We start from the raw sequence: 25,175 nt of genomic DNA on the forward strand, positions 1-25,175 counted from the left end.
CGCTGCCCGCCTCGGCCGGTCAGGCGGTGAAGATCTCGACCACCGACCAGATCGCGAGCCCGAGCATGCACAGCCCGCCGATGCGCTGCACGGTCCTCAGCGGCACCCGCTTGGCGATGAACCGTCCGGCCAGCAGCGCCAGCGCGGACACGGACATGAGAGCGGCGGCCGATCCGACGGCCGTGGACCAGGCGCCGTTGCTCGCGGCGAGGTTCGCGGTGGTGATCTGGGTCAGGTCGCCCCACTCGCTGATGAAGACGGCCATGAAGGCGGTCGAGTAGACCGGCCAGAAACCGGTCACGGTCTTGATCTCGTCCTCGTCGTCCTGGTCGTCGCCACCGCTGCGGAGCAGCATGAACGCGCCGAAGCCGAACAGGAGGGCCGAGACCAGCTTGACGGTCCAGTCGGGCAGCAGACCGATCAGGCCACCCGCCCCGACCGCGATGGCGACGTGCACCACGAAGGCGGACGACGTGCCGAACCAGACGTACAGGGGGCGCATGCGCGTGCCCATGGCCAACGAGGCGAACATCGTCTTGTCGGGGAGCTCCGCGAGGAAGATCAGCCCGAAGGCGGTGAGGATCGCCAGTGGGTCGAGATGCATTCCGGGTGGCTTTCTGTGAGAGCCGGGCCCCGGGCCATCCGCGAAGTGCCGTTCGGGCGTTTCGGAGGACCACTCGGCCCGGCACGACGGCAGCGCCCGCAGGGCACGGGCGTGTCATACCTGACCGAAGGTCTCGCCCACCCGCAAGGATCCACGGGCCCGGCCACCGGGAACCCGTGGGCTCCAGTGTGTCGACGACCGGTTTTCGGGGCTACTCCCCTTCGCAGCCGTCAACACTACCCCACCCGGGGGCCGGGATCCGCGGGGGAGCCGCTCGGTACAGTCCTACGGTGATCATCCGCGCCACCACCGGGAGTGCCCCCGCATGAGCCGCCGCACCCGCAAGCCCGCAGCAGGGCCGGGGCCGTCCCGGCCCACCGTCAGTGTCTGCCGGGGCTGCTGCTGCGGCACCCCGAAGATCCCCGGCGTGGACCACGCCGGCCAGCTGGCGCAGCTGCGGCAGTCCCTCGACGGGATCGCCACCGTGCGTGCCGTGGAGTGCCTGGACGCGTGCGAGCACGGCAACGTCATGGTCGTACAGCCCTCCGCCGAGGGCCGCGACGCGGGCGGCCGCCCCGTCTGGCTCGGGCTGGTGAACGATCCGCAGGCCGTCGCGGACATAGCCGTCTGGGCGGGGGAGGGCGGACCGGGCCTCGCCGAGGTGCCCGAGATCCTGGACCTGTACACCTTCAAGCCGTCGCGCCGGATCCAGGGCGGTCTGGAGGGATGAGCCCGACGGACGGCGGAGACCCGGGGGCCCGTGTGCGGACCGGTCAGTCCTCCGCGGACGGGGCCAGCCGTGCGAGCAGCGCGGGCAGGGCCGTCCCGATGGGTTCGCGGATCGTCTCCTCTGCCAGCCCGTCGTAGGGGGTCGGCTCGGCGTTCACCACGATGAGCCGGGCCCCGTGCTCCGCCGCGATCCGCGCCAGCGAGGCGGCGGGCTGCACCTGGAGCGTCGTGCCCACCGCGATGAAGACCTGGCTCGCCTTGGTGACGGCCATGGCCTCACCCAGCACCCGCGGGTCCAGGCGCTCGCCGAACATCACCGTCGCCGACTTCAGGATCCCGCCGCAGACCGTGCAGGGCGGATCAGCCTCGCCCGCCTCGACACGGGCCAGCGCCCGCTCCATGCCGGACCGGGCGTGGCAGCGTGTGCAGACGACCTCGCGTGCCGTGCCATGGAGTTCGACGACCTTACGGGCGGACAGCCCGGCCCGCTGGTGCAGCCCGTCCACATTCTGCGTGATCACGCGCACCGGCGTCCCGGACCGTTCGAGGGCGGCCACGGCACGATGGGCCGCGTTCGGTTGCGCGTTCCAGGTGGCGCTGGTGCGGCGCATCTGCCAGGAGCGGCGCCGGATCTCCGGGTCGGCCATGTAGAAGTCGTACGTGACGAGCTTCTCGGCCTCCGGGTCCTTCCGCCAGAGGCCCTGCGGCCCGCGGTAGTCGGGGATGCCGGAGTCCGTGGAGATGCCGGCGCCGCTGAGGATCGCGACGAGAGTCATGGGCCGAGCGTACGCAGGACCCCGTGCCGTCCGCGATCGCCCGAGGGCGCCGTGAACGGCGACCCGGTTCAGGGCCTCGCGCCGACGGGCGGTTCACCGTCCTCCAGCTCGGCCGTACCCGCTCCGGTGTCCAGCACCCGCAGTGCCGCCAGGACCCGTCGTCCGAGCCGTCGCGGCAGATATCCGCCGAGGTCCGCGCGGTCCACCAGCCGCCAGGACAGGAGTTCCTCCTCCTGCAGCCGGATCGCCCCGAACTGCTCACCGGACAGCACGCCGCCGTCGTACAGGTACGCGGCGATCGGCGGACGCCCCGCACCGCGGGCCCAGTCGACCGCGAGCAGCCGGCCCGGCTCCAGATCCAGCCCGATCTCCTCGGCCGTCTCCCGGCGCGCGGCCTGCCGGGGACTCTCGCCCCCGTCCGACTCGACCGTGCCGCCGGGCAGTGCCCAGCCCTCCCGGTAGTTCGGCTCGACGAGCAGCAGCCGGCCGTGCTCGTCCCGGAAGAGCGAGGCCGCCGCGGCCAGTACCCGGGGCAGCCCTGCGATGTAGGTGGCGTAGTCAGTGGTGGTCACCGGGGCAGCGTAGAGGCATCGGCAGGGGCCGCGCCGGGTCGTGGCCCGACGGGCGGACGGCCATGGGCAGACCAGGTGCGGTCCGGATAGGGTCGGGGCGGCGCGACTGCCTGTTCGAAAGCAAAGGATGCAAGGTGACGGACGGAGCAGTGATGGAGACCGCCCGCGTGCTCGTCGCGGCGGACAAGTTCAAGGGCTCGCTCACGGCCGTGCAGGTCGCGGAACGGGTGACGGCCGGACTGCGGCGCGTCGTCCCCGGTGTGCGGGTCGAGACCCTGCCGGTGGCGGACGGCGGCGACGGTACGGTCGCGGCGGCGGTGGCTGCCGGATTCGACCGCCGCGAGGCCCGGGTGACCGGGCCGCTGGGGATGCCGGTGGACGCCGCGTACGCGGTGCGCGGCACCACGGCCGTGGTGGAGATGGCGGAGGCCTCGGGCCTCCAGCGCCTCCCCGCGGGGGAGTTCGCCCCGCTCACGGCGACCACGTACGGCTCCGGCGAGCTGCTGCTGGCCGCGCTCGACGCCGGCGCCCGGACGATCGTGTTCGGGGTCGGCGGCAGTGCCACGACGGACGGCGGAGCGGGCATGCTCGCCGCACTGGGGGCCCGCTTCCTGGACGCGGACCAAAAGCCCGCCGGACCCGGCGGCGGCGGGCTCGCCGACCTCGCCGAGGCCGATCTGTCGGGGCTCGACCCCCGGCTGGCGGACATCGACCTGATCCTGGCCAGCGACGTGGACAACCCCCTGACCGGCGCGAAGGGGGCCCCCGAGGTGTACGGGCGGCAGAAGGGCGCCACCGAGGACGACATCGCTGTCCTCGACGCGGCGCTCGCCCACTACGCCTCCGTGCTGGGACCCGGGCACGCCGCGCTTCCCGGCGCGGGCGCCGCCGGAGGCGTCGGCTACGGCGCGCTCGTCGCGCTGGGAGCCCGCTTCCGGCCCGGCATCGAGGTCATGCTCGACGTCCTGGGCTTCGCCCCGGCGCTCGCCCGGGCCACCCTCGTCGTGACCGGCGAGGGATCGCTCGACGAGCAGACGCTGCACGGCAAGGCACCGGCGGGCGTCGCCGCGGCGGCCCGGGCCGCCGGGGTGGAGGTCGTCGCCGTCTGCGGACGCCTCGCCCTGCCGCCCGAGGCGCTGGAGGGGGCCGGGATCCGGCGGGCCTACGCCCTGACGGAGCTGGAACCCGATCCGGCGGTCTGCATGGCCCAGGCGGGGCCCCTGCTGGAGCGTGCGGCCGAGTCGATCGCCCGCGACTTCCTGGTCTGAGGCCCCCCGTGGAGGGGCGGGACACCCGCCCCTCCACACCGCCCCCTCACACAGGCCCGCGGGCCGTACCTCACGGCGGGGACGCAGAGAGCCGGAACGCGTCCAGGGCCAGCATCATCTCGACCAGTTCGCGCGGCCGTGACAGCGACCGCGACGTCAGCTGCTCCAGCCGCCGCAGCCGGTTGAGCACGGTGTTGCGGTGGCAGTACAGCCGTCCCGCCGCCCGGCCCGCGGATCCCCCGCACTCCAGCCACGCGTCCAGCGTCCGCACCAGCAGGGCCCGGTCCGCCGGATCAAGGGCCAGCAGCGGACCGAAGACGTCCGCGACCAGCCGCGCCGCGAGCTCCGGCTGGCTCACCACCAGCGCCGCGGGCATCCGTTCCTCCAGCCGCACGATCCCCTCCTCGTTCGGCTGACACGTCAGCAGCGCCACCTCGGCCAGCCGGCGCGCCGTCCCCAGCCCCGCCAGGCCGTCCGCCACCGGGCCGATCCCGCCCGGACCCGGACACCACCGCGCCATCAGCGTCGCGAGCCCGGCCGGATCACGGTCACCCAGGGCCACGACGACGAGCTCGCCGTCCGCCCGCACCCGCCGGAAGAACCGCAGGCCGTCCGCGTCCATGACCTGCCCGGCCGGAGCGCCCCGCCGCAGCACCACCACCGCGTAACGGCCCTGCTCCGGCACGTCCAGACCCGCCGCCGCGCGTGCCGCGAGGCCCGGTGCGGACCGGCCGTCCAGCAGGGCGTCGAGCAGCACCTCGCCCCGCTCGTCACCGCGCAGCTGCATGTGTTCGCTCCGTTTCGCGACCGGGCCGTTCATGGCTGGTGACGATGCCATCCGTCGTGGTGGCGGCGGCAGCGGATCACCCCCCTCTGTGCGCGTGCACAACACGGCCGTTCGAACGCTGGTCACCCGCAGCGAGTGCGCGACGGACCGTGGACGCACGGTGGGCCCCCCTGCTGGTCTGTGGCACCACAACGACCAGTCGGAAGGAGGAGGACGCATGGCAACGCTCGAGATCCGCGAACTGTCCGTGGGCTACGGCCCGGTACGGGCCCTGCGCGACGTCTCCGTCGACGTGCCGCCCGGCGCGATCACCGCCGTACTCGGCGGCAACGGCGCCGGCAAGACCACGCTGCTGCGGGCCGTATCGCGGACCCTCGGCTTCCACCGCGGCACGGGCACGGGCACCATCCGCTTCGACGGACAGCCCCTGGACGGCCTGCGCCCCGCCCAGGTGGTGGCGGCGGGAGTGATCCAGGTACCGGAGGGGCGGCAGGTGTTCGCCCGCATGACGGTGGCGGACAACCTCCGGGCGGGCGCGCTCGGCGCCCGCGGCGGACGCAAGGAGACCACCGCCGCGCTCGACCGTGTCCACGAACTGTTCCCGGTACTCGCCCAGCGCGCGCACCAGCGGGCCGGACTGCTGTCCGGCGGTGAGCAGCAGATGCTGGCGATGGGACGGGCCCTGATGGCAGGGCCCCGCCTGCTCCTGCTCGACGAACCCTCCCTCGGCCTCGCACCGCTGATGGCGGCCAGGATCGCCGAGACGATCCAGGAGATCAACGCGACAGGGACCTCCGTCATGCTCGTCGAACAGAACGCGGCCATCGCCCTGCGGCTCGCCTCCACCGCGTACGTCCTGGACGTCGGCGAGGTCGCCCTCGAAGGCCCCGCCGACGATCTCGCCGCCTCCGACGAGGTGCGCCGCCGCTACCTGGGCGTCGTCGACGAGACGGCCGCCGAGGACGCCACGCAGGCCGTCGCCGGACCCTCGCGCTCGCTGAGCAGGTGGTCCGCATGACCACCGCTCCGGCCACCACGGCGCCCGTCACCGCCCCTGCCGCACTCGCCGTGCGCGACGTGACCGTACGCTTCGCGGGGCTCACCGCCCTCGACGCGGTCTCGTTCACCGTCGAACCGGGCAGTGTGCACGCCGTCATCGGACCCAACGGCGCCGGCAAGTCGACCACGTTCAACGTGCTCTCCGGCGTGTACCGCGCCACCTCCGGCACGGTGCACCTCGGCGACACCGAACTCACCGGGCTCGCCCCGCACAAGATCGCCGGCCTCGGCATCGCGCGCACGTTCCAGAACCTGGCGCTGCCCCCGCACGCCACCGTCGCCGAGAGTCTCCTGCTCGGCCGGCACCGCCTCACCCGCTCCGGCTTCCTCGCCAGCGGACTGCGGCTGCCTTCGGCGGCCCGCGAGGCGCGGCTGCACCGGGAACGGGTCCGGGAGATCGCCGAATTCATCGGCCTGGAAAAGGAGTTGGAGCTGCCCGCCGGGATCCTTCCGTACGGGAAGCAGAAGCTCGTGGAGCTCGGCCGCGCGCTCTGCATGGAGCCGCGGGTGCTGCTGCTCGACGAACCCATCGCCGGCATGACGGCCGACGAACGGCGCCGCGTCGCGGCTGTCGTCGCGGACGTACGCGACAGCCTCGGCATCTCCATCGTGCTGGTCGAACACGACATGGGTGTGGTGATGCGGCTCGCGGACGCGGTGACCGTACTCGACTTCGGACGCAGGATCGCGGGCGGCAGCCCCGCCGAGGTCCAGAACGATCCGGCCGTCGTCCAGGCCTACTTGGGGACACAGGAATGACCACCTTCATCGAACTCCTCCTCGGCGGACTCTCCATCGGCTCGGTCTACGCACTGATCGCGCTCGGCTTCGTCGTCATCTTCAAGGCCACCGAGGTGGTCAACTTCGCCCACGCCTCCCTGCTGCTGGCGGGCGGCTACGTCACCGCCGTGCTGCACGACGACATCGGCTTCTGGCCGGCCCTCGGCGTCGGGATCGCGGGCGCCGCGGTCGTCGGCTCCGCGGTCGAGTTCCTCGTGATGCGCCGCTACCGGGGCAGCGACCACAGCGTCCTGGCCATCGTCACCATCGGCGTCGACATCGTCATCACGACGGAACTCGTCCGGCGGATGGGCACCGAGGTCCTCTCGCTCGGCGACCCGTGGGGCGACGACGTCGTCACCGTCGGCGGGGTCACCCTGGCCGAGACCCGCATCGCCGCGTTCGTCGCGGCGGCGCTCCTGATCACGGTGTTCCTGCTCGCGTTCCGCTACACCTCCTGGGGTGTGTCGATGCGGGCCGCCGCCGAGAACCCGCAGACCGCCGCCCTCATGGGCATCCGGCTCGGCCGGGTCTCGCTCTCCGCCTGGGCGGTCGCCGGGGCACTCGCCGCCGTCGCCGCGCTCTTCCTCACCGTCTTCCCGACCCCGGGCCTCGAACGGGCCACGTCCTTCGCCGCGCTCAAGGCCTTCCCGGCCGCGATCCTCGGCGGCCTCGACTCGACGACGGGAGCACTGGTCGGGGGCCTCGTCGTCGGGGTCACCGAGTCCCTCGCCACCGGATACCAGAGCGATCTCTCCTTCCTCGGACGCGGCATCGGTGATCTCGCGCCCTACCTCGTGATGGTGATCGTCCTGCTCATCCGGCCCGCGGGACTCTTCGGCACGAAGGAGCTCGCCCGTGTCTGAAGCCATGCCCGACACCGTGAAGGAACCGTCCGTGGGACCCGGCCCCGAGGCCGCCCCGGCCGGCGGCGGGCGATCGCTCACCGGACCGCTGCGGAGCCTGAGCACGTACCTCTGGCTCGCCGGATCCGTCCTGCTCCTCCTCCTTCCGTTCTATCTGGACCGTTTCTGGCTCCAGGCCGGACTCTTCGCGATGGCCGCCGCGATCGGGGCGATCGGGATCAACCTGCTCACCGGCAGCACCGGCCAGCTCTCCATGGGCCATGCCTTCTTCCTCGCCGTCGGCGCCTACGGCTACTGCGTCCTGGCGGGGGAGAGCAGCACCGAGAACGGCCACGAACTGAACGGCCTCGGCCTGCCCACCTGGCTCGCCGCGATCCTCGCCGTCCTGCTGGCGGGAGCGGCGGGCGGACTGTTCAGCCCCATCGCAGGCCGGCTGCGTGGCGCCTACCTCGGTATCGCCACGCTCGCGCTGATCTTCATCGGACAGCACGTGCTGTTCAACGCGGGCTCGCTCACCGGCGGCTTCAACGGCCGTGCCGTGCCCCCGCTCTCACTGTTCGGGTTCACCTTCGACGACACCGAGGTGGTCGTCGCCGCGGTGCCCTTCCAGGCTTCGGAGAAGCTCTGGTACGTGGCGCTGGCCGCCCTCGCCTTCAGCGCGCTCTTCGCCCGCGGAGTGCTGCGCGGCAGGCCCGGCCGGGCACTCAACGCCATCCGGGACCACCGGATCGCGGCCGGCGTGATGGGGGTACCGGTGGCGCGGTACCGGGCCGGGGTGTTCGTCCTGTCCTCCATGTACGCGGGCCTCGCGGGTGTCCTGCTCGCGCTGGTCTTCCAGCGGACCGTGCCCGAGTACTTCGGCATGGTCCTGTCCCTCGAATACCTCGCCATGATCGTCATCGGCGGGCTCGGCAGCGTCGCCGGAGCCGTGGTCGGCGCCGCGTTCGTCACGCTGCTCCCGCAGGTGCTCACCCACTACAGCGACTCCCTGCCCCTGGTGTCCGCCCCCGGTACGGGCGGGCTGACACCGGGCGAGGCGTCCCGCTACCTGTACGGCGCCGCGGTGGTCGCGGTGGTCCTGTTCCTGCCCGGCGGCCTTACGCGTCTGAAGAAACCAGGGGAGAAGAAATGAAACTGCGTGTGTACGGAGCGGTCCTCGCGGCCCTCACCCTCACCCTCGTCGGGTGCAGCGGCAAAGCCGACACCGGGGGCGGCGCCGGGACGGACAAGAGCGGCGTGAAGACCGGTGAGGGGGTCACCGACTCCAAGATCACCCTCGGCGCCCTCACCGACATGACCGGTGTGTACGCCTCCCTGGGCAAGAGCGTCACCCAGGCCCAGCAACTGTGGGTGAAGGAGGCCAACGCCGCGGGCGGCATCTGCGACCGGCAGATCGAACTGACGGTCCGCGACCACGGCTACGACCCGCAGAAGGCCATCGCCGCCTACACCGAGCTGGAACCGGACGTGCTGGGCTTCGCCCAGTTCATCGGCTCCCCGTTCGTCGCCGCCGTCGAACAGCGCATCGACGGCCAGGACAAGGGCATCGTCCTGCCGCAGGCATGGTCCGCGAACCTCCTGGGTTCCGAGTACGTCCGGGTCATCGGTGCCACGTACGACGTCGAGACGATCAACCTGATCGACTTCCTCCTCGCCGAGAAGCGCATCGCCAAGGGCGACAAGATCGGTCACGTCTACTTCGAGGGCGACTACGGCGAGAACGCCCTGGCCGGCTCCGAGCACGCGGCGAAGGAGGCGGGCCTCACGGTCGTCGAGCAGAAGATCAAGCCGACCGACAACGACATGACCGCCCAGGTCTCCGCGCTCAAGCAGGCCGGTGTCAAGGCGATCGTCATCAGCGCCGGACCGCGTCAGGCGGCCTCGCTGGTCGGCGTCGCCGCGGCCACGGGCTTCGACGTCCCCGTCGTGGGCAACAACTCGGCCTACGCCCCGCAGCTCCTGGCCACCCAGGCGGGCGCGGCCCTGCAGAAGGACTACTACATCGGCTCCTCCACCCTGCCCATCGGCGACTCGGCCGAGGGCCCGGCCAAGCTGGCCAAGGCGTATGCGGCCCAGTACCCGAAGGACGGCCTCGACAACGGGGTCATCGCCGGATACAACGCGGCGTCCGTCTTCGGCGAAGCCCTGAAGAAGGCCTGCGAGTCCAAGGACCTCACCCGTGAGGGTGTCGACAAGGCCCTGCTCACGATCAAGGGCTTCGGCAGCGACTTCGGGATCTCGCACGACTTCACCGACCCGGCGGCCCCCTCCACCAGGGAGACCGTCATCATGAAGCCGGACGCCAAGACCCCCGGCGGTCTGAAGGTCGTCCGCCCGGCCGAGGTGGCCCCGGCCGCCGAGTCCTTCGCGACGAAGTCCTGACCCCGCCGCACACAAGGACGGGCCCGGCCGGTGAGGCCGGGCCCGTCCGCGTGCGCGGTCAGCTGATGCGGGCGTCCAGCTCGGACGGCTGGGCAGCCGGCAGGTTCGTCGGCCGCGACCGCCACGCCGGGCCCGGCGGCGCGGACAGCACCACGGGCGTCGGTCCGGGCGACCTGTACGGCGGCCGAAGCCCGCTCTCAGCTCCCTGTCCGCAGTGCGTTGACGAGGAGCAGCGCGATGTCGTCGGTGCCGGGCGTGGACCGCTTCGCGTACCGGACGAGCGTGTCGGCGACCTCGTCCATGGTCTGGTCCAGTGCCAGGGCGAAGTGCTCGGCCAGTTCGGCGGCGGCGTCGTCGAAGTCCACGCCCGGCGCCTCCACGAGTCCGTCGGTGTACAGGGCGAGCGCCGCGCCCGGGGGCAGCGGGATCTCGGCCGTCGGGTAGCGGGACGACGGGTCGATGCCGAGCAGCAGACCCGGCGGCAGGCCGAGCACCTCGGTCTGCCCGTCGGGCTGCCGCACCAGCGGCGGCGGATGGCCGGCGGTGGCCAGGACCGCGCGGTGCCCGGCGAGGTCGAGATGGACGTACAGGCAGCTGGTGAACAGGCCCGGGTCGAGGTCGGTGAGCAGCCGGTTGGTGCGGCCGAGGACCTCGTCGGGCGGCGCGCCCGCCGAGGCGTGCACGGCGGTGCGGACCTGCCCCATGAGCGCGGCGGCGTTCACGTTGTGCCCCTGCACGTCGCCGATGGTCACCGCCGCCGTGCTGTCGTCCAGGCGGATCAGGTCGTAGAAGTCCCCGCCGATGCCCATGCCGCGGGTGGCCGGCAGGTACCGGGCCGCGACGTCCAGGCCCTCGATCCGCGGCAGGGTGTGGGGGAGGAGATGGGCCTGCAGACTGTGCGCGAGCCGGTCCTTGGTGTCGTAGAGGCGGGCACGGTCGAGGGCCTGGGCGAGCAGCCCCGCGATCGAGGTGAGCAGGGCGCGTTCCTCGGGCTCGAAGACGTGACCCTGGTCGTAGGCGAGCACCAGCGAGCCGACCGGATGCCCGGAGACGATGAGAGGGAGGAAGGCGCTGGCGGCCACGGCATCGCGCATGCCCGCGGAGGGGTAGGCGCGTTCCAGTTCCGAGAAGTCGGCGAAGAAGCCGGGAACGCCGGTCATCAGCACGTGCGCCGCGGGCGTGTCCGAGTTCAGCGGGGCGCCGTCGAAGCGGTCCATGAGTGTGGGATGGAGCCCGCGCCGGCCCTCGATCCGCAGCCGCCCCGCGACCGAGGTCATCACGATGAGGGACTGGATCCGGAAGGCGGGCATCAGCTGGTCACCCGCCAGCTCGATGACGTCCTGGGTGCCGACGGCCTCCGTGAGCGTCGCGGCCAGGTGCATCAGGTGGTACAGGGCGGTCGCCCTGCTCGGAACGGTTCGTGGGGTGTACCCCTGGGGCGCCGGGGGCGTCCTGGCCTCCGGCCCCGCGGCGGGGGTGATCCGGATGCTGATGCCGGAGGCGTTCGGGAAGAGCTCGAAGGACAGCCACCGGTCCGGCGGCCGGAGCGTGGTGAAGGAGGTCTGCTGGCGGCCGATGACCGCGGCCCGGTAGTGGTCCTCGACGGCCGGGTCGTCCATCCACGGCAGGGACACCCAGGGGAGCGTGCCCAGTACGTCCGCGGCACGGACGCCCAGGAGGTCCGCGGCGGCCTCGTTGAGGAAGGTGATCGACCCGTCCAGGGACAGCGCGCAGCTTCCCCCCGGAAGCCGCCGGACGAACTCCATGGCGGCCGCGGCCTCGGCGGGCTCCGGTACGGGCGGCTCCGGCGGGGCGAGCATCCGCGGCTGGATGCCCGGCAGCACAGGGAAGCCACCGCTCTCGGCCTGCTGGAGCAGCATCCCGATGCCGTGGCAGGCGGCGGTCAAGGCATCGCGCTCCCGGGGCGACAGCTGTGGCGGGTGCGAGCCGGGCCACAGCAGCACGATCCCGCCCCGGTCGACGCCGCCGGTCCGGATCGGGGCGGCGCACAGCGCGAAGCGGTACGGCATCACGAGCGCGGGCCGCGGATAGCGGCGGGCCAGCTCCTCCTGGCTGCCCAGCCAGATCAGGCACCGGTGCCGTACGGCGTCGGCCACCGGGATCGGGGCGGACAGCGTGACCCGGTTCCACGGGGTCGCAAGCTGCCAGGGCACCCCGGAAAGCACCGCGAGGTGCAGCGTGGTCTCGTTCCTCGGCAGCAGGTACAGCATGGCCACGGAGGCCCCGGCCTCCCGCACGAGGTGGGCCACCGCACTGTCCAGGAGCTCCGTGCCGGAACCCGTTGCGGTGGTGGAGGCAGCTTGGTCCTGCACCCTCTCAACCCTTCTCGGTGACGAGCGGCGGGGCATCCGGTGACGACGGCTTGTCCGGGCATCCGGTTGGAACGGCTTATAAGGGACGATACGCCCACCGTGCGTCAGGGACATCGTGATCATCCCGCACGCGCGAGGGCCCGGACGCTGGGGAGCATCCGGGCCCTCGTCACTGTCCGTTCCGTACGGCTACGGGAGCTGTGCCGCCCGTGCCTCGCGCCGGTTGTCGCGGAAGGTGTTCACCCGCCGCGCCGTGGCGAAGAGCGGGATCACCGCACCCAGCACGACCTGCAGCGCACAGCCGGTCTGCAGGAGCAGCTGGCCGCCGGGGGCGTCGAACGCCCATGCGGCCAGGAGCCCCATCGCGGCCACGATCCAGCTGAGCATCGCCACCGCGAGGACACCCCGCGGCTTCGGGTACTCGACCCGGCTGACCATGAGCCACGCCACTCCGACGATCGCGAGCAGCGTCGGCACGAAAGGCAGCTCCAGGAGCACGATCGAGACGACCGTGAGCGCTCCGAAGGGGCTCGGCATGCCCTGGAACATGCCGTCCTTCAGGGTCACGCAGGAGAATCTGGCAAGCCTGAGCACCACCGCCAGCAGCACCACGATCGCCGCGAGCGCGGACACCCTCTGGTGCGCGTCGTCCGCGACCATCCCGTACACGAGCACGAAGTACGCCGGGGCGAGCCCGAAGCTGATCAGGTCGGAGAGGTTGTCCAGCTCCGCGCCCATCGGCGAGGAACGCAGCTTGCGCGCCACGAGCCCGTCGAAGAGGTCGAACACGGCGGCCAGGAGCATGAGGATGACCGCCGTGGCCGCGGAGTGCCGGGCCATGCCCGTCTCGTCGCTGCCCGTGAGATGCGGGATGAGGATCCCCGTGGTGGTGAAGTACACCGCCATGAATCCGCACGTGGCGTTACCGAGGGTGAGCGTGTCGGCTATCGACAGCCGCATGGAGAGCGGCATGTCCTCCGTGCCGTCGGAGTCCTCGTCCTCGACGGCCTCCGGCACCCAGCCGGCCTGTGTATCAGGATCAATCACGGTCAATTCGAGTCACCCCCGCGGTGGTGGCCTGGCCGACCTCGACCGCGACATCGATACCTTCCGGAAGGTAGATGTCGACGCGCGAGCCGAACCGGATCAGACCGATGCGTTCGCCCTGCTCCACCTTCGTACCCTGCGGGATGTAGGGGACGATGCGACGGGCGACCGCTCCCGCGATCTGCACCATCTCGATGTCGCCGAGCTCCGTGTCGAAGTGCCAGACAACACGCTCGTTGTTCTCGCTCTCCTTGTTGAACGCCGGCACGAACCCGCCCGGGATGTGCTCGACCGATGTCACGGTGCCGGACAGTGGCGCCCGGTTCACATGCACATTCAGCGGGCTCATGAAGATCGCGACGCGGGTGCGCCCGTCCTTCCACGGCATGATGCTCTGCACCACACCGTCGGCCGGCGAGATGACGCGACCCTGGGTGATCTCGCGCTCGGGGTCGCGGAAGAACCACAGCATGCCCGCCGCGAGCGCGGTGGTGGGCACGGCCACGGCGGCCCAGCGTCCGGACCTGCGGGCCCGGGCGAGGCTGAGTGCCGCGGTGGCGACGGTCGGGAGGAGCCACGGCGATGCTCCGCGGGCAAGGCGGACCCCGCCGCGTGGTGCAGAGTTCTGACTGTCGGGCATGGATGACCTTCGTAGCGGATGATGCCGCGCAGGCAACGGGGGGACGGCGGCTTTCCGGCGATGCTATCGGGTGCGAGCGGCAACTGGGCAAGCCAGCAGCCGAGTCGGACAGCTGAAAGGCTCCGGACGAGGATGACTCGGTGTGATGTTCTTCGCCACCAAATCACCTTGAAGGGGACAATCAGCCCTGGAACCGGTACTCCTCGAGGAGCCGGCGACCGATGATCATTTTCTGGATCTCGGCGGTACCTTCACCGATCAGCAGCATCGGGGCCTCACGGTAGAGGCGCTCGATCTCGTACTCCTTGGAGAAGCCGTAACCGCCGTGGATACGGAAGGCGTCCTCGACGACTTCCTTGCAGTACTCGGAGGCGAGGTACTTCGCCATCCCTGCCTCCAGGTCGTTTCGCTCCCCGGAGTCCTTCTTGCGTGCCGCATTCACCATCATCGCATGGGCGGCTTCGACCTTGGTGGCCATTTCAGCCAGTTTGAACTGGATCGCCTGGTGCTGGGCGATCGGCTTTCCGAAGGTATGACGCTGCTGCGCGTACGAGACACCCAGCTCGAATGCACGCTGCGCGACGCCACAACCACGCGCTGCGACATTTACCCGGCCGACCTCCACACCGTCCATCATCTGGTAGAAACCTCGGCCGGTCGTGCCCCCCAGTACACGATTGGCCGGAACGCGCAGGCCGTCCATGATGAGCTCGGTCGTGTCGACGCCCTTGTAGCCCATCTTGTCGATCTTCCCCGGGATGGTGAGACCGGGGCGGACCTCGCCGAAGCCCGCCTCCTTCTCCACCAGGAAGGTCGTCATCGACTTGTGGGGCGCGGTGCCCTCGGGGTGTCCTTCGTCACTCTTGCAGAGGACGGCTACCAGCGTGGACGTTCCGCCGTTCGTCAGCCACATCTTCTGGCCGTTGAGGACGTACTCGTCGCCCTCCTTCACGCCCTTGGACGTGATCGCGGAGACATCGGAACCCAGGGCCGGCTCGGACATCGAGAAGGCGCCCCGCACCTCGCCGAGCGCCATCCGCGGCAGGAACGTGTCCTTCTGCTCCTGCGTGCCGTGCTGCTTGAGCATGTACGCCACGATGAAGTGCGTGTTGATGATGCCCGACACGCTCATCCAGCCGCGGGCGATCTCCTCGACGCACAGGGCGTAGGTGAGAAGCGACTCGCCCAGACCGCCGTACTCCTCGGGAATCATCAGCCCGAACAGACCGAGTTCCTTGAGTCCTTCGACGATCTCCGTCGGGTACTCGTCGCGGTGCTCCAGGCGGGTCGCGACAGGAATGATCTCCTTGTCGACGAAATCCCGGACCGTGGAGAGGATTTCCTGCTGGACGTCCGTCAGGCCGGCGGTCTGCGCGAGTCGGCTCATGGCTACTTCTCCACGTTCTTCTGCGGCGGCTGGATCGGCTCAGGGCGGCCGGGCTGCTCGCCGCCACGCTCCGTGATGTACGTCTCGGTGGGGACCATCACCTTGCGACGGAACACGCAGACCAGCGTGCCGTCCTGCTTGTAGCCCCTCGTCTCGACATGAACGATGCCGCGGTCGCTCCTGGACCTCGACGGGGTCTTGTCGAGCACGGTCGTCTCGCCGTAGATCGTGTCGCCGTGGAAGGTCGGCGCGACATGCTTCAGCGACTCCACCTCCAGATTGGCGATCGCCTTGCCGGACACGTCCGGCACCGACATGCCGAGCAGCAGCGAGTAGATGTAGTTGCCGACAACGACGTTCTTTCCGAAATCGGTCGTCTTCCCGGCGTAGTTGCTGTCCATGTGCAGCGGGTGGTGATTCATGGTCAGCAGGCAGAAGAGGTGGTCGTCGTATTCCGTGACCGTCTTCCCGGGCCAGTGCTTGTAGACGGCACCGACCTCGAACTCCTCATAGGTCCGTCCGAACTGCATGATCAGGCCTCCGGTGCTTCGAACTTGGAGGTGCGCTGCATGCCGGCCGCGCGGCCCTTGCCCGCGATCACCAGCGCCATCTTGCGGCTGGCCTCGTCGATCATCTCGTCGCCGAGCATGGCCGAGCCCTTCTTGCCGCCCTCCTCCGAGGTGCACCAGTCGTACGCGTCGAGGATGAGCTCGGCGTGGTCGTAGTCCTCCTGCGAGGGCGAGAACACCTCGTTGGCCGCGTCGACCTGACCGGGGTGCAGCACCCACTTGCCGTCGAAGCCCAGAGCCGCGGCACGGCCGGCGACCTCGCGGTACGCGTCCACGTCGCGGATCTGCAGGAACGGTCCGTCGATCGCCTGGAGGTCGTGCGTACGGGCCGCCATCAGGATGCGCATCAGGATGTAGTGGTACGCGTCCGCCGGGTAGCCGGGCGGCTGCTGGCCGACGACCAGGGTCTTCATGTTGATCGAGGCCATGAAGTCGGCCGGGCCGAAGATCAGGGTCTCCAGGCGGGGCGAGGCGGCGGCGATGTCGTCGATGTTCACCAGGCCCTTGGCGTTCTCGATCTGCGCCTCGATGCCGATCTTCCCGACCTCGAAGCCCATCGTCTTCTCGATCTGGGTGAGCAGCAGGTCCAGCGCGACGACCTGCTGGGCGTCCTGGACCTTCGGCAGCATGATGCAGTCGAGGTTCGGGCCCGCGCCCTCGACGACCGTGATGACGTCGCGGTACGTCCAGTGCGTCGTCCAGTCGTTCACCCGCACGACCCGGGTCTTGCCCGTCCAGTCGCCGTTGTTGAGCGCGTCGACGATGTGGTGACGGGCGCCTTCCTTGGCGAGCGGCGCGCAGGCGTCCTCCAGGTCCAGGAAGACCTGGTCGGCTGGAAGGCCCTGGGCCTTCTCCAGGAACCGCGGGTTCGAGCCGGGGACCGCCAGGCACGAGCGGCGCGGGCGCAGCCGGTTCACGGGGGACGAGGGCGTGGTCATGCGGGGACCTCCAGAGGGTCGAGCTTGTTCGCTTTCCGGATCTCGTCGACGATACGGCCGATGATCTCGGTGATACCGAAGTCCTTCGGGGTGAACACGGCGGCGACGCCGGCCCCGATCAGTGCGGCGGCGTCGGCGGGCGGAATGATGCCGCCCGCGATCACCGGGATGTCGGTGGCGCCCGCCTCGCGCAGCCGGGTCAGTACGTCCGGCACCAGCTCGGCGTGCGATCCGGACAGGATCGACAGACCGACACAGTGCACGTCCTCCGCGACGGCTGCCGAGACGATCTGTTCCGGGGTGAGCCGGATTCCCTGGTAGACCACCTCGAAGCCCGCGTCACGGGCCCGGACGGCGATCTGCTCGGCCCCGTTGGAGTGCCCGTCCAGGCCCGGCTTGCCCACCAGCAGGCGCAGGCGGCCCGCGCCCAGGTCGTCGGCGGTGCGGGCGACCTTCTCGCGGACCAGGGCGAGCGGGGTGCCGGCCTCGGCGGACACGGCGACCGGCGCGGACGAGACACCCGTCGGCGCCCGGAACTCGCCGAACACGTCCCGCAGCGCCCAGGACCACTCGCCGGTGGTGACACCGGCGCGGGCGCACTCGACGGTCGCCTCCATCATGTTCTCGGTGCCGGCGGCGGCCTTCTTCAGCGCGGCGAGCGCCTCGGAGGCACGGGCCTCGTCACGGTTGTCGCGCCATTCGTGCAGGGCGGCGACCACCCGGGCCTCGTTGGCGGGGTCCACGGTCATGATCGCCGCGTCCAGGTCGGCGGTCAGCGGGTTCGGTTCCGTCGTCTCGTAGATGTTGACGCCGACGATCTTCTCCTCGCCGCCCTCGATCCGGGCCCGCCGGGCGGCGTGCGAGGAGACCAGCTCCGACTTGAGGTAGCCGGACTCGACGGCGGCCATCGCGCCGCCCATCTGCTGGATCCGGTCGATCTCGGCCAGTGACTCGGTGACCAGTTCCTCCACCTTGGCCTCGATGACATGAGACCCGGCGAAGATGTCCTCGTACTCCAGCAGGTCACTCTCGTGCGCGAGGACCTGCTGGATGCGCAGCGACCACTGTTGGTCCCAGGGGCGGGGCAGCCCCAGCGCCTCGTTCCACGCGGGCAGCTGCACCGCGCGGGCGCGGGCGTCCTTGGAGAGGGTGACCGCCAGCATCTCCAGGACGATGCGCTGCACGTTGTTCTCCGGCTGCGCCTCGGTCAGCCCGAGGGAGTTGACCTGCACGCCGTAGCGGAAGCGGCGCTGCTTGGCGTTCACGATGCCGTACCGCTCGCGGGTGACCCGGTCCCAGATGCGGCCGAAGGCGCGCATCTTGCACATCTCCTCGATGAAGCGGACGCCCGCGTTCACGAAGAAGGAGATACGGGCGACGACGTCGCCGAACTTCTCCTCGGGAACCTGCCCGGAGTCGCGTACGGCGTCGAGGACCGCGATGGCCGTCGACATCGCGTACGCGATCTCCTGGACCGGAGTGGCTCCCGCCTCCTGCAGGTGGTAGCTGCAGATGTTGATCGGGTTCCACCTGGGGATGTGGTTGACCGTGTACGTGATCATGTCGGTGGTCAGCCGCAGCGAAGGACCGGGCGGGAAGACGTGCGTCCCGCGCGACAGGTACTCCTTGACGATGTCGTTCTGCGTCGTGCCCTGGAGCTTCGTGGGGTCGGCCCCCTGCTCCTCGGCGACGACCTGGTAGAGCGCCAGCAGCCACATCGCGGTGGCGTTGATCGTCATGGAGGTGTTCATCTGTTCCAGCGGGATGTCCTGGAACAGCCGCCGCATGTCACCGAGGTGCGAGACGGGCACGCCGACCCGGCCCACCTCGCCGCGGGCGAGGATGTGGTCGGGGTCGTACCCGGTCTGCGTCGGCAGATCGAAGGCGACCGACAGACCCGTCTGGCCCTTGGCGAGGTTGCGCCGGTAGAGCTCGTTGGACGCCTCGGCGGTCGAGTGACCGGCGTACGTCCGCATGAGCCACGGACGGTCCTTCTGACGTTCGGTCATCGATGAACCTCAGACGTTGCGGAAGCGGTTGATGGCGTCGATGTGCTGTTCGCGGAGCTCCTCGTCGCGCACGCCCAGGCCCTCGCGGGGCGCCAGCGCGAGGACGCCGACCTTGCCCTGGTGGAGGTTGCGGTGCACGTCGTACGCCGCCTGGCCGGTGTCCTCCAGGGAGTAGACCTTGGAGAGCGTCGGGTGGATCTTGCCCTTGGCGATCAGGCGGTTGGCCTCCCAGGCCTCGCGGTAGTTGGCGAAGTGGGAGCCGATGATCCGCTTGAGGGACATCCACAGGTAGCGGTTGTCGTACTCGTGGTTGTAGCCCGAGGTCGAGGCGCAGGTGACGATGGTGCCGCCCTTGCGGGTCACGTACACACTCGCGCCGAAGGTCTCGCGGCCCGGGTGTTCGAAGACGATGTCCACGTCCTCGCCGCCGGTCAGCTCACGGATGCGCTTGCCGAACCGCTTCCACTCGCGCGGGTCCTGGTGGTGCTCGTCCTTCCAGAACCTGTAGTCCTCGGCGTTGCGGTCGATGATGGCGGTCGCGCCCATCTTCCGGCAGATGTCCGCCTTCTGGTCGCTGGACACGACGCAGATCGGATTGGCGCCGCCGGCCAGCGCGAATTGGGTGGCGTACGAACCGAGTCCGCCGCTCGCACCCCAGATCAGCACGTTGTCACCCTGCTTCATGCCGGCGCCGTTGCGCGAGACGAGCTGGCGGTACGCGGTGGAGTTGACCAGGCCGGGGGACGCGGCCTCCTCCCAGCTGAGGTGCTTCGGCTTCGGCATCAGCTGGTTCGACTTGACCAGGGCGATCTCCGCCAGGCCGCCGAAGTTGGTCTCGAAGCCCCAGATGCGCTGCTCGGGGTCGAGCATCGTGTCGTTGTGACCGTCGGAGGACTCCAGCTCGACGGACAGGCAGTGCGCGACGACCTCGTCGCCCGGGTTCCAGGCGTTGACGCCGGGCCCGGTGCGCAGCACGACGCCCGCGAGGTCGGAGCCGATGACGTGGTACGGGAGGTCGTGGCGCTTGCTGAGGTCGCTGAGCTTGCCGTAGCGCTCCAGGAAGCCGAAGGTCGAGACGGGCTCGAAGATCGAGGTCCACACGGAGTTGTAGTTGACCGAGCTGGCCATGACCGCGACCAGGGCCTCGCCCGGGCCGAGCTCGGGCACCGGCACGTCCTCCACGTGGAGGGACTTGCGCGGGTCCTTGTCGCGGCTGGCGACCCCGGCGAACATCTCCGCCTCGTCCTTGTGCACGGTCACCGCGCGGTACGACTCGGGGATGGACAGGGCCGCGAAGTCCGCGGCGGTGCTGTCCTGCGATTGGATCGCGTCCAGGATTTCCTTCACGGTGATGCCTCCGGCAGATCGGGTCCCCAGCGCCGAGGAACGCTGGAGAGACCCCTGTGGACAAGGGGGGAGCGGTGCGGTCTGGAGGTGTGCCGTCGGTTCGGCGGGTGGTGCTTCGGCCTGCTCGGTGGAGCAGAAGGTTGCCTGTGACGCAGGCGCCCGGGCGCGCAGACACGTGGTTTGCGGGGACAGCCGGCGTACGAGAGGTCTCTGCACGCCGGCCGCCCGGACTCCTTCAACGTATGGCACTCCGTGACAGGTCGCAAGGCACCGAGTGCCAACAATTTCTCTCACTTGTCATCTGCTGGGCACGCATGAGCAACATCATGGGCGGTATGCCCGATCAATGCCGTCGGGTGAGCACCTGCGGCGTGGTGCGGTAGACGTACGGCGTGGTCGTGCTCAGCGCCGTGAAGCCCATCCGCCGCAGGATCGGAGCGGACTGATCCGTGGCGTCGACCTGCAGATGGCGGTAGCCCCGCTCGGCGGCGATACGGGCGCGGTGCGCGATCAGCGCCCGGTAGATGCCCCGGCCCCGCCAGGGCGCCGCGGTCCCACCGCCCCAGAGGCCCGCGAAGCCGGTGCCCGGGTGCAGCTCCATGCGGGCCGAGGAGACAGGCTCGCCGTCCGACAGTGCCACCACGGCCACCAGGGTGTCCGGGGCGGAGTCGAGCCGGGCCAGGGTCTGGTGGCGCAGCCGCGAGCCGTCCGTGCCGAAGGCCAGCTCATGAGCCCGGACCATCAGCTCCACCCCGGTCCGGTCGGTCACCGTCCGCAGCCGGACGCCCGCGGGGAGCGCCACGTCCCTGGGCAGGTCCGCGACGGGCGCGACCAGCAGTGTCTCCGGTGGCTCGGCCTCGAAACCGGCTGCCGTCAGGCGCTCTCCCAGGTCGGTGGGGCTGTCGTGTGCGTACAGCTTCCATTCGAACGTGTCGTGCCCGAGCGCGGTGTAGTGCTCCACCTGCGCCGCGATCTCCGCCTCGGCCCGTACGGGCGTCAGGTCCGGAGCCGTCCAGACGACGCCGTTCCAGTCGTCGGCGGCGCCGGTCTGGCGCACGACGTCGCCCACCCGTTCGACCCGTACACCGGGGCCGTCGGGGCGGGCGTGTTCGCGCATCTCGCGGTCGAAGAGGGTCAGCGTGCTCCAGGTTTCCATCCGCGCATCCGAACACGGGGAGCGCGGCCGGGCCATCGGGTATTCCTCGGGCGCGTGCGTCAACGCGGCCGGCGGGGGCAGACGGAAGTGATCTTGAACCGGTCACGACGAACAGGGGTGGGGTACCCGATGCCGATACAGGTGCGCGGACGCGTCCGAAGAGACCGCCGGTCCGAATTCAGCGTCCGCCGGACGGCGTTCGGCTTCGTTCTCGTCGCCGTACTGCTCTGTGGTGCCGGGCTGACGCTGCGCACGGCCCTGGAGAGCGCCGAACGGCACCCGGGGGTGGCCGGCGTCACGGTGTTCGCGCTGGTGGCCGGGGCCGTGGCGCTCCTGCGTCGCCGCCGCAACCGCAAGGCGGGCGCCAGGGCCGCGGCGGCGGCTCTGGAGGCCGTGTACGAGGTGGTGGACACCACACTGGAGGAGCGGCCCGCCCCCGAGCCCGTACAGCGCCCTGAGCCGGTCGACTGGCAGGGCATGGACCCGTACGACTTCGAGGAGGCCGTCGCCGCCCTGTGCCGCCGGGACGGCTGCACGGACGCCGAAGTCGTCGGCGGTGCCGGGGATCTCGGGGCCGACGTCGTGGGCACCACGCCCGACGGCCGGCGCCTGGTCGTCCAGTGCAAGAGGTACACGGCCGAGAACAAGGTCGGCTCGCAGGACCTCCAGCGCTTCGGCGGCACCTGCTACGCCGTGCACGAGGCCGGGACGGCCGTCCTCGTCACCACCAGCGCCTTCACCGAACCGGCTCTCGAGTACGCGGAGCGGTGCGGCATCGTGTGCGTCGACCTCGACGGACTCACGGCGTGGAGCGAGTACGGCGCTCCCCCGCCCTGGCACGCCGCGGAGGCCGCACAGCCCGTCGAGAGGTGAGCGCCCTCTCAGCGGTCCGTCAGGGCCTGCTGGATCGTCCGCATGACCTCGTCCAGCGGTGCGTCGGTCCGGGCCACCGCCACCAGCACCTCACCCCCTGCGGCCACCGAGGCGGCCGGGGCCTTCGCCGGCTCGCTGTCCGCGGTCCGGCCGGCGCCGATCCCGGTCCCGAAGGTGTCCCGCACGATCGCGAACGCGTGGTCGAGCTGCGACTCCACGTCCCCCTGGCCGTCCGCCCGCAGCCAGCGCCGCAGGACGTGGTTGTGCGCGGTCACCACGGCGGACGCGGCGACCTCGGCCAGCAGCGGGTCGTCATTGCCCACGTGGTGGTCGCGCTCGTCGAAGTGGCCCAGCAGGTAGCGGGTGAACAGCCGCTCGTAGCGGGCCACCGAGGCGATCTCGGCCTCCCGCAGCGTGGGGACCTCGCGGGTCAGCTTGTAGCGCGCCACGGAGACCGCCGGCTTCGCCGCGTACATCTTCATGACCTCCTTGATGCCGCGGCACACCGTGTCGAGCGGGTGCTCGTGCGCGGGAGCGGCGTTGAGGACGGCCTCGGCCCTGACGAGGGTGTCGTCGTGGTCCGGGAAGATGGCCTCTTCCTTCGAGCGGAAGTGGCGGAAGAACGTGCGCCGGGCGACCCCGGCAGCCCCCGCGATCTCGTCGACCGTCGTCGCCTCGTACCCCTTCGTGGCGAACAGTTCCATGGCCGCGGCGGCCAGCTCGCGGCGCATCTTCAGCCGCTGGGCGGCGGCGCGGGTGCCCGCGGCGCTCTCCGTGGCGTCGGACGCGGCGGAGGAACGGGGGGACTTGGCGGGTTGGGACATGGTGTGAACGTAACCCATCCGCGCGGGAGCGTGCGCCTGTGGGGGCGGGCCGTCCGAGGGCCCCAGCAGCCCGCCCCACCCGGCACCCGGCGCGGAGGGTCCGGCAGCGGGCTTCGCGGCGTGGCGGGACCGGGGCACGCACCTCGCCGCGTCGTCGTCAGTCACCCGTCCGCCATGCCTCGGTCCTCCGCCTCGCGATGCACGCACCCCGGCCCCGCTCCTTCATCCGCGCCGACCGCTGCCGGACCCTCTCAGCGGCGGGCATATTCGCGGAAGCCGCGCCCCGTCTTGCGGCCGAGGCAGCCGGCGGCCACCAGGTGCTCGAGCAGCGGAGCCGGGGCCAGGCCCGGGTCGCGGAACTCGTTGTGCAGGACCTTCTCGATGGCGAGCGACACGTCGAGCCCGACGACGTCCAGCAGCTCGAACGGTCCCATCGGGTAGCCGCCGCCCAGCTTCATCGCCGCGTCGATGTCGTCGAGGGTCGCGTAGTGCTCCTCGACCATCTTGATCGCGTTGTTGAGGTAGGGGAACAGCAGCGCGTTCACGATGAAGCCCGCCCGGTCACCGCAGTCCACCGGGTGCTTGCGCACCTTCACGCAGACCTCGCGGACCGTGGCGTGCACGTCGTCGGCGGTCAGCACCGTGCGGACCACCTCGACGAGCTTCATCGCGGGCGCCGGGTTGAAGAAGTGCATGCCGACGACGTCCTCGGGGCGCGACGTGACCTTGGCGATCGCCACGACCGGCAGCGACGAAGTCGTGGTGGCCAGCACCGCGCCCGGCCTGCAGACCTTGTCCAGCGTCCTGAACAGCTGCTGCTTGATCTCCAGGTCCTCGGCGACCGCCTCGACCGCGAGATCGACCTCGGTGAAGGCGTCCAGCGAACCGGCCGCCGTGATCCGGGCGAGTGTCTCGTCCCGGGCCTCGGCCGTCAGCCGCCCCTTGGCGACCGACCGCTCCAGCGACTTTCCGATCCGGGCCCTGGCCGTGTCGGCCTTCTCCTGGCTGCGCGCGGCGAGGACCACGGTGAACCCGGCCTTCGCGAAGACCTCCGCGATGCCCGAGGCCATCGTCCCCGACCCGGCGACACCCACCGAGGACACCTCCCGCCCGGCCACCCGGCCCGCGCTCTCCCGCGGGGTCAGGGCGTCCGGCACCACGCTCTGGCCGCCGGGGGCGTCGTACGTGTAGAAGCCCCGGCCCGTCTTGCGGCCGGTCAGGCCCGCCTCGGTGAGCTGTCCCAGCACGGGGGCGGGGGCGTGCAGCCGGTCGTGCGACGCCGAGTACATGGCCTCCAGGACCGTGCGGGCGGTGTCTATGCCGATCAGGTCGAGCAGGGCGAGGGGGCCCATCGGCAGCCCGCAGCCCAGCTTCATCGCGGCGTCGATGTCCTCACGGGAGGCGTAGTTCGCCTCGTACATCGCGGCGGCCTGGTTGAGGTAGCCGAACAGCAGCCCGTCCGCGACGAATCCCGGCCGGTCGCCGACCGCGACCGGCTCCTTGCCCAGCTCACGGGCCAGCCGGGTCACGCTCTCCACGGCGGGCGGCGCGGTCAGCACGGAGGAGACCACCTCGACCAGCTTCATCGCGGGTGCCGGATTGAAGAAGTGCAGGCCCAGGACGCGCTCGGGGTGCCGGGACTCGGCTGCCAGCCGGGTCACGGACAGGGCGTTGGTGCCCGTCGCGAGGATCGCGGTGGGGGAGACCACGGCGTCGAGCTCCCGGAAGACCTGCTGCTTGATCTCGTACGTCTCCGGCACGACCTCGATGACCAGCTCCGCGTTCGCCGCGGCCTGCAGATCGGAGAACGTCCTGAACCGGGCGAGGACGTCGCGCCGCTCCTGCTCCGTGATCCGCTCGCGCTGCACGGCGCGGGCGGTGGAGGCCTCCAGTGAGGCGACGGCCTGACGGGCGGCGGCTTCGCTGATGTCGATGCCGATGACCTCGCGGCCGGCGCGGGCCAGGACCTCGGCGATGCCGGTTCCCATGGTGCCGAGGCCGACGACGGCAATGGTGCTGAGCGGGGTGTCCATCACGGGACTCCAGGGTGAGTGACGACTGTGAGGAGCACGGCGGCGCCGTGGTCGGGACCGACCGGCGCTCGGCGTGCGGAAGATGCGTGTCGTGGTGCACAGGCCCCGCGTGCGTGGAGCACGCCGGAACCGGGAAAGGGTGACGGACTCTGTCCCGAGTCGCGTCTCACAAAGCTGCCGAACCGACAAGCACTCC

The 25,175-nt window shown here is 70.9% G+C and carries 23 protein-coding genes; 8 read left to right on the forward strand and 15 right to left on the reverse strand.

The features are described 5' to 3' along the window. Window positions 1-19: 19 nt before the first annotated feature. Window positions 20-604: a TMEM165/GDT1 family protein gene (locus AB0F38_RS10135; RefSeq protein ID WP_361889598.1), complete on the reverse strand. Its 585-nt coding sequence runs from the start codon at window positions 602-604 to the stop codon at window positions 20-22. Between the two features lie 325 nt (window positions 605-929). On the opposite strand from AB0F38_RS10135, the gene AB0F38_RS10140 reads away from it, so the two are divergent. Beyond that, the gene (locus AB0F38_RS10140) at window positions 930-1,334 is read left to right on the forward strand and encodes a (2Fe-2S) ferredoxin domain-containing protein (RefSeq protein ID WP_361889601.1); all 405 of its coding nucleotides are present in this window, start codon (window positions 930-932) and stop codon (window positions 1,332-1,334) included. A 43-nt stretch (window positions 1,335-1,377) separates the two neighbouring features. Here the strand turns inward: AB0F38_RS10140 and AB0F38_RS10145 are convergent, their stop codons facing one another. Next, entirely contained in the window at window positions 1,378-2,109 is a 732-nt protein-coding gene (locus AB0F38_RS10145; protein WP_361889604.1) for a Sir2 family NAD-dependent protein deacetylase, read from the reverse strand. Window positions 2,110-2,177: 68 nt separating this feature from the next. Further along, window positions 2,178-2,681: an NUDIX hydrolase gene (locus tag AB0F38_RS10150; protein WP_361889607.1), complete on the reverse strand. Its 504-nt coding sequence runs from the start codon at window positions 2,679-2,681 to the stop codon at window positions 2,178-2,180. 152 nt (window positions 2,682-2,833) lie between these two features. Between AB0F38_RS10150 and AB0F38_RS10155 the strand changes: the two genes are divergently transcribed. Further along, window positions 2,834-3,949: a glycerate kinase gene (locus AB0F38_RS10155; RefSeq protein WP_361889854.1), complete on the forward strand. Its 1,116-nt coding sequence runs from the start codon at window positions 2,834-2,836 to the stop codon at window positions 3,947-3,949. A 70-nt stretch (window positions 3,950-4,019) separates the two neighbouring features. Here AB0F38_RS10155 and AB0F38_RS10160 read toward each other — a convergent pair whose 3' ends face one another. Beyond that, the gene (locus tag AB0F38_RS10160) at window positions 4,020-4,955 is read right to left on the reverse strand and encodes a helix-turn-helix domain-containing protein (protein WP_361889610.1); all 936 of its coding nucleotides are present in this window, start codon (window positions 4,953-4,955) and stop codon (window positions 4,020-4,022) included. Here AB0F38_RS10160 and AB0F38_RS10165 point away from each other — a divergent pair. The 5 genes from AB0F38_RS10165 to AB0F38_RS10185 are packed head-to-tail and all read left to right on the forward strand — an operon-like array spanning window position 4,954 to window position 9,823. After that, window positions 4,954-5,754: an ABC transporter ATP-binding protein gene (locus tag AB0F38_RS10165; protein WP_361889613.1), complete on the forward strand. Its 801-nt coding sequence runs from the start codon at window positions 4,954-4,956 to the stop codon at window positions 5,752-5,754. The genes AB0F38_RS10160 and AB0F38_RS10165 overlap by 2 nt on opposite strands. Continuing rightward, on the forward strand, window positions 5,751-6,554 hold the full coding sequence (locus AB0F38_RS10170) for an ABC transporter ATP-binding protein (protein ID WP_361889616.1): 804 nt from the start codon (window positions 5,751-5,753) through the stop codon (window positions 6,552-6,554). Before AB0F38_RS10165 ends, AB0F38_RS10170 begins: the two co-directional genes overlap by 4 nt. Beyond that, entirely contained in the window at window positions 6,551-7,441 is an 891-nt protein-coding gene (locus AB0F38_RS10175) for a branched-chain amino acid ABC transporter permease (RefSeq protein WP_361889619.1), read from the forward strand. The genes AB0F38_RS10170 and AB0F38_RS10175 overlap by 4 nt, the downstream gene beginning before the upstream one ends. 4 nt (window positions 7,442-7,445) lie before the next feature. Beyond that, the gene (locus tag AB0F38_RS10180; protein ID WP_361889857.1) at window positions 7,446-8,573 is read left to right on the forward strand and encodes a branched-chain amino acid ABC transporter permease; all 1,128 of its coding nucleotides are present in this window, start codon (window positions 7,446-7,448) and stop codon (window positions 8,571-8,573) included. Next, on the forward strand, window positions 8,570-9,823 hold the full coding sequence (locus AB0F38_RS10185; protein WP_361889622.1) for an ABC transporter substrate-binding protein: 1,254 nt from the start codon (window positions 8,570-8,572) through the stop codon (window positions 9,821-9,823). Before AB0F38_RS10180 ends, AB0F38_RS10185 begins: the two co-directional genes overlap by 4 nt. 197 nt (window positions 9,824-10,020) lie before the next feature. Here AB0F38_RS10185 and AB0F38_RS10190 read toward each other — a convergent pair whose 3' ends face one another. From AB0F38_RS10190 to AB0F38_RS10230, 9 genes are all read right to left on the reverse strand, one after another. Then, on the reverse strand, window positions 10,021-12,156 hold the full coding sequence (locus tag AB0F38_RS10190; RefSeq protein WP_361889625.1) for a SpoIIE family protein phosphatase: 2,136 nt from the start codon (window positions 12,154-12,156) through the stop codon (window positions 10,021-10,023). A 189-nt stretch (window positions 12,157-12,345) separates the two neighbouring features. Then, window positions 12,346-13,173: a CDP-diacylglycerol--serine O-phosphatidyltransferase gene (gene pssA / locus AB0F38_RS10195; protein WP_361889860.1), complete on the reverse strand. Its 828-nt coding sequence runs from the start codon at window positions 13,171-13,173 to the stop codon at window positions 12,346-12,348. Window positions 13,174-13,195: 22 nt separating this feature from the next. Further along, window positions 13,196-13,843: a phosphatidylserine decarboxylase gene (locus AB0F38_RS10200; protein ID WP_361889628.1), complete on the reverse strand. Its 648-nt coding sequence runs from the start codon at window positions 13,841-13,843 to the stop codon at window positions 13,196-13,198. A 181-nt stretch (window positions 13,844-14,024) separates the two neighbouring features. Further along, complete coding sequence (locus AB0F38_RS10205) at window positions 14,025-15,230, reverse strand: acyl-CoA dehydrogenase family protein (RefSeq protein WP_361889630.1); 1,206 nt, start codon at window positions 15,228-15,230, stop codon at window positions 14,025-14,027. Between the two features lie 2 nt (window positions 15,231-15,232). After that, window positions 15,233-15,760 (reverse strand): MaoC family dehydratase, encoded by a 528-nt coding sequence (locus AB0F38_RS10210; protein WP_361889633.1) that lies wholly within the window; start codon window positions 15,758-15,760, stop codon window positions 15,233-15,235. A gap of 2 nt (window positions 15,761-15,762) precedes the next feature. After that, on the reverse strand, window positions 15,763-16,737 hold the full coding sequence (locus AB0F38_RS10215; protein WP_307124077.1) for a CoA ester lyase: 975 nt from the start codon (window positions 16,735-16,737) through the stop codon (window positions 15,763-15,765). After that, window positions 16,734-18,746 carry a protein meaA gene (locus AB0F38_RS10220; RefSeq protein WP_361889636.1) on the reverse strand — a complete coding sequence of 671 codons (2,013 nt, stop codon included), beginning with the start codon at window positions 18,744-18,746 and terminating at the stop codon, window positions 16,734-16,736. Before AB0F38_RS10220 ends, AB0F38_RS10215 begins: the two co-directional genes overlap by 4 nt. Window positions 18,747-18,755: 9 nt before the next feature. Beyond that, entirely contained in the window at window positions 18,756-20,093 is a 1,338-nt protein-coding gene (ccrA, locus tag AB0F38_RS10225) for a crotonyl-CoA carboxylase/reductase (protein WP_361889638.1), read from the reverse strand. A 343-nt stretch (window positions 20,094-20,436) separates the two neighbouring features. After that, window positions 20,437-21,249 (reverse strand): GNAT family N-acetyltransferase, encoded by an 813-nt coding sequence (locus AB0F38_RS10230; RefSeq protein WP_361889641.1) that lies wholly within the window; start codon window positions 21,247-21,249, stop codon window positions 20,437-20,439. A gap of 129 nt (window positions 21,250-21,378) precedes the next feature. Here AB0F38_RS10230 and AB0F38_RS10235 point away from each other — a divergent pair, with 129 nt between their 5' ends. Then, the gene (locus AB0F38_RS10235; RefSeq protein ID WP_361889644.1) at window positions 21,379-22,122 is read left to right on the forward strand and encodes a restriction endonuclease; all 744 of its coding nucleotides are present in this window, start codon (window positions 21,379-21,381) and stop codon (window positions 22,120-22,122) included. A gap of 8 nt (window positions 22,123-22,130) precedes the next feature. On the opposite strand, the gene AB0F38_RS10240 is transcribed toward AB0F38_RS10235, so the two are convergent. Together AB0F38_RS10240 and AB0F38_RS10245 are read right to left on the reverse strand one after the other, a co-directional pair. Then, the gene (locus tag AB0F38_RS10240) at window positions 22,131-22,946 is read right to left on the reverse strand and encodes a TetR family transcriptional regulator (protein WP_361889647.1); all 816 of its coding nucleotides are present in this window, start codon (window positions 22,944-22,946) and stop codon (window positions 22,131-22,133) included. A gap of 251 nt (window positions 22,947-23,197) precedes the next feature. Beyond that, on the reverse strand, window positions 23,198-24,979 hold the full coding sequence (locus tag AB0F38_RS10245; RefSeq protein ID WP_361889650.1) for a 3-hydroxybutyryl-CoA dehydrogenase: 1,782 nt from the start codon (window positions 24,977-24,979) through the stop codon (window positions 23,198-23,200). Between the last annotated feature and the right edge of the window lie 196 nt (window positions 24,980-25,175).

Source organism: Streptomyces sp. NPDC025273 (assembly GCF_040638585.1).
GTDB lineage: Bacteria > Actinomycetota > Actinomycetes > Streptomycetales > Streptomycetaceae > Streptomyces > Streptomyces cinereorectus.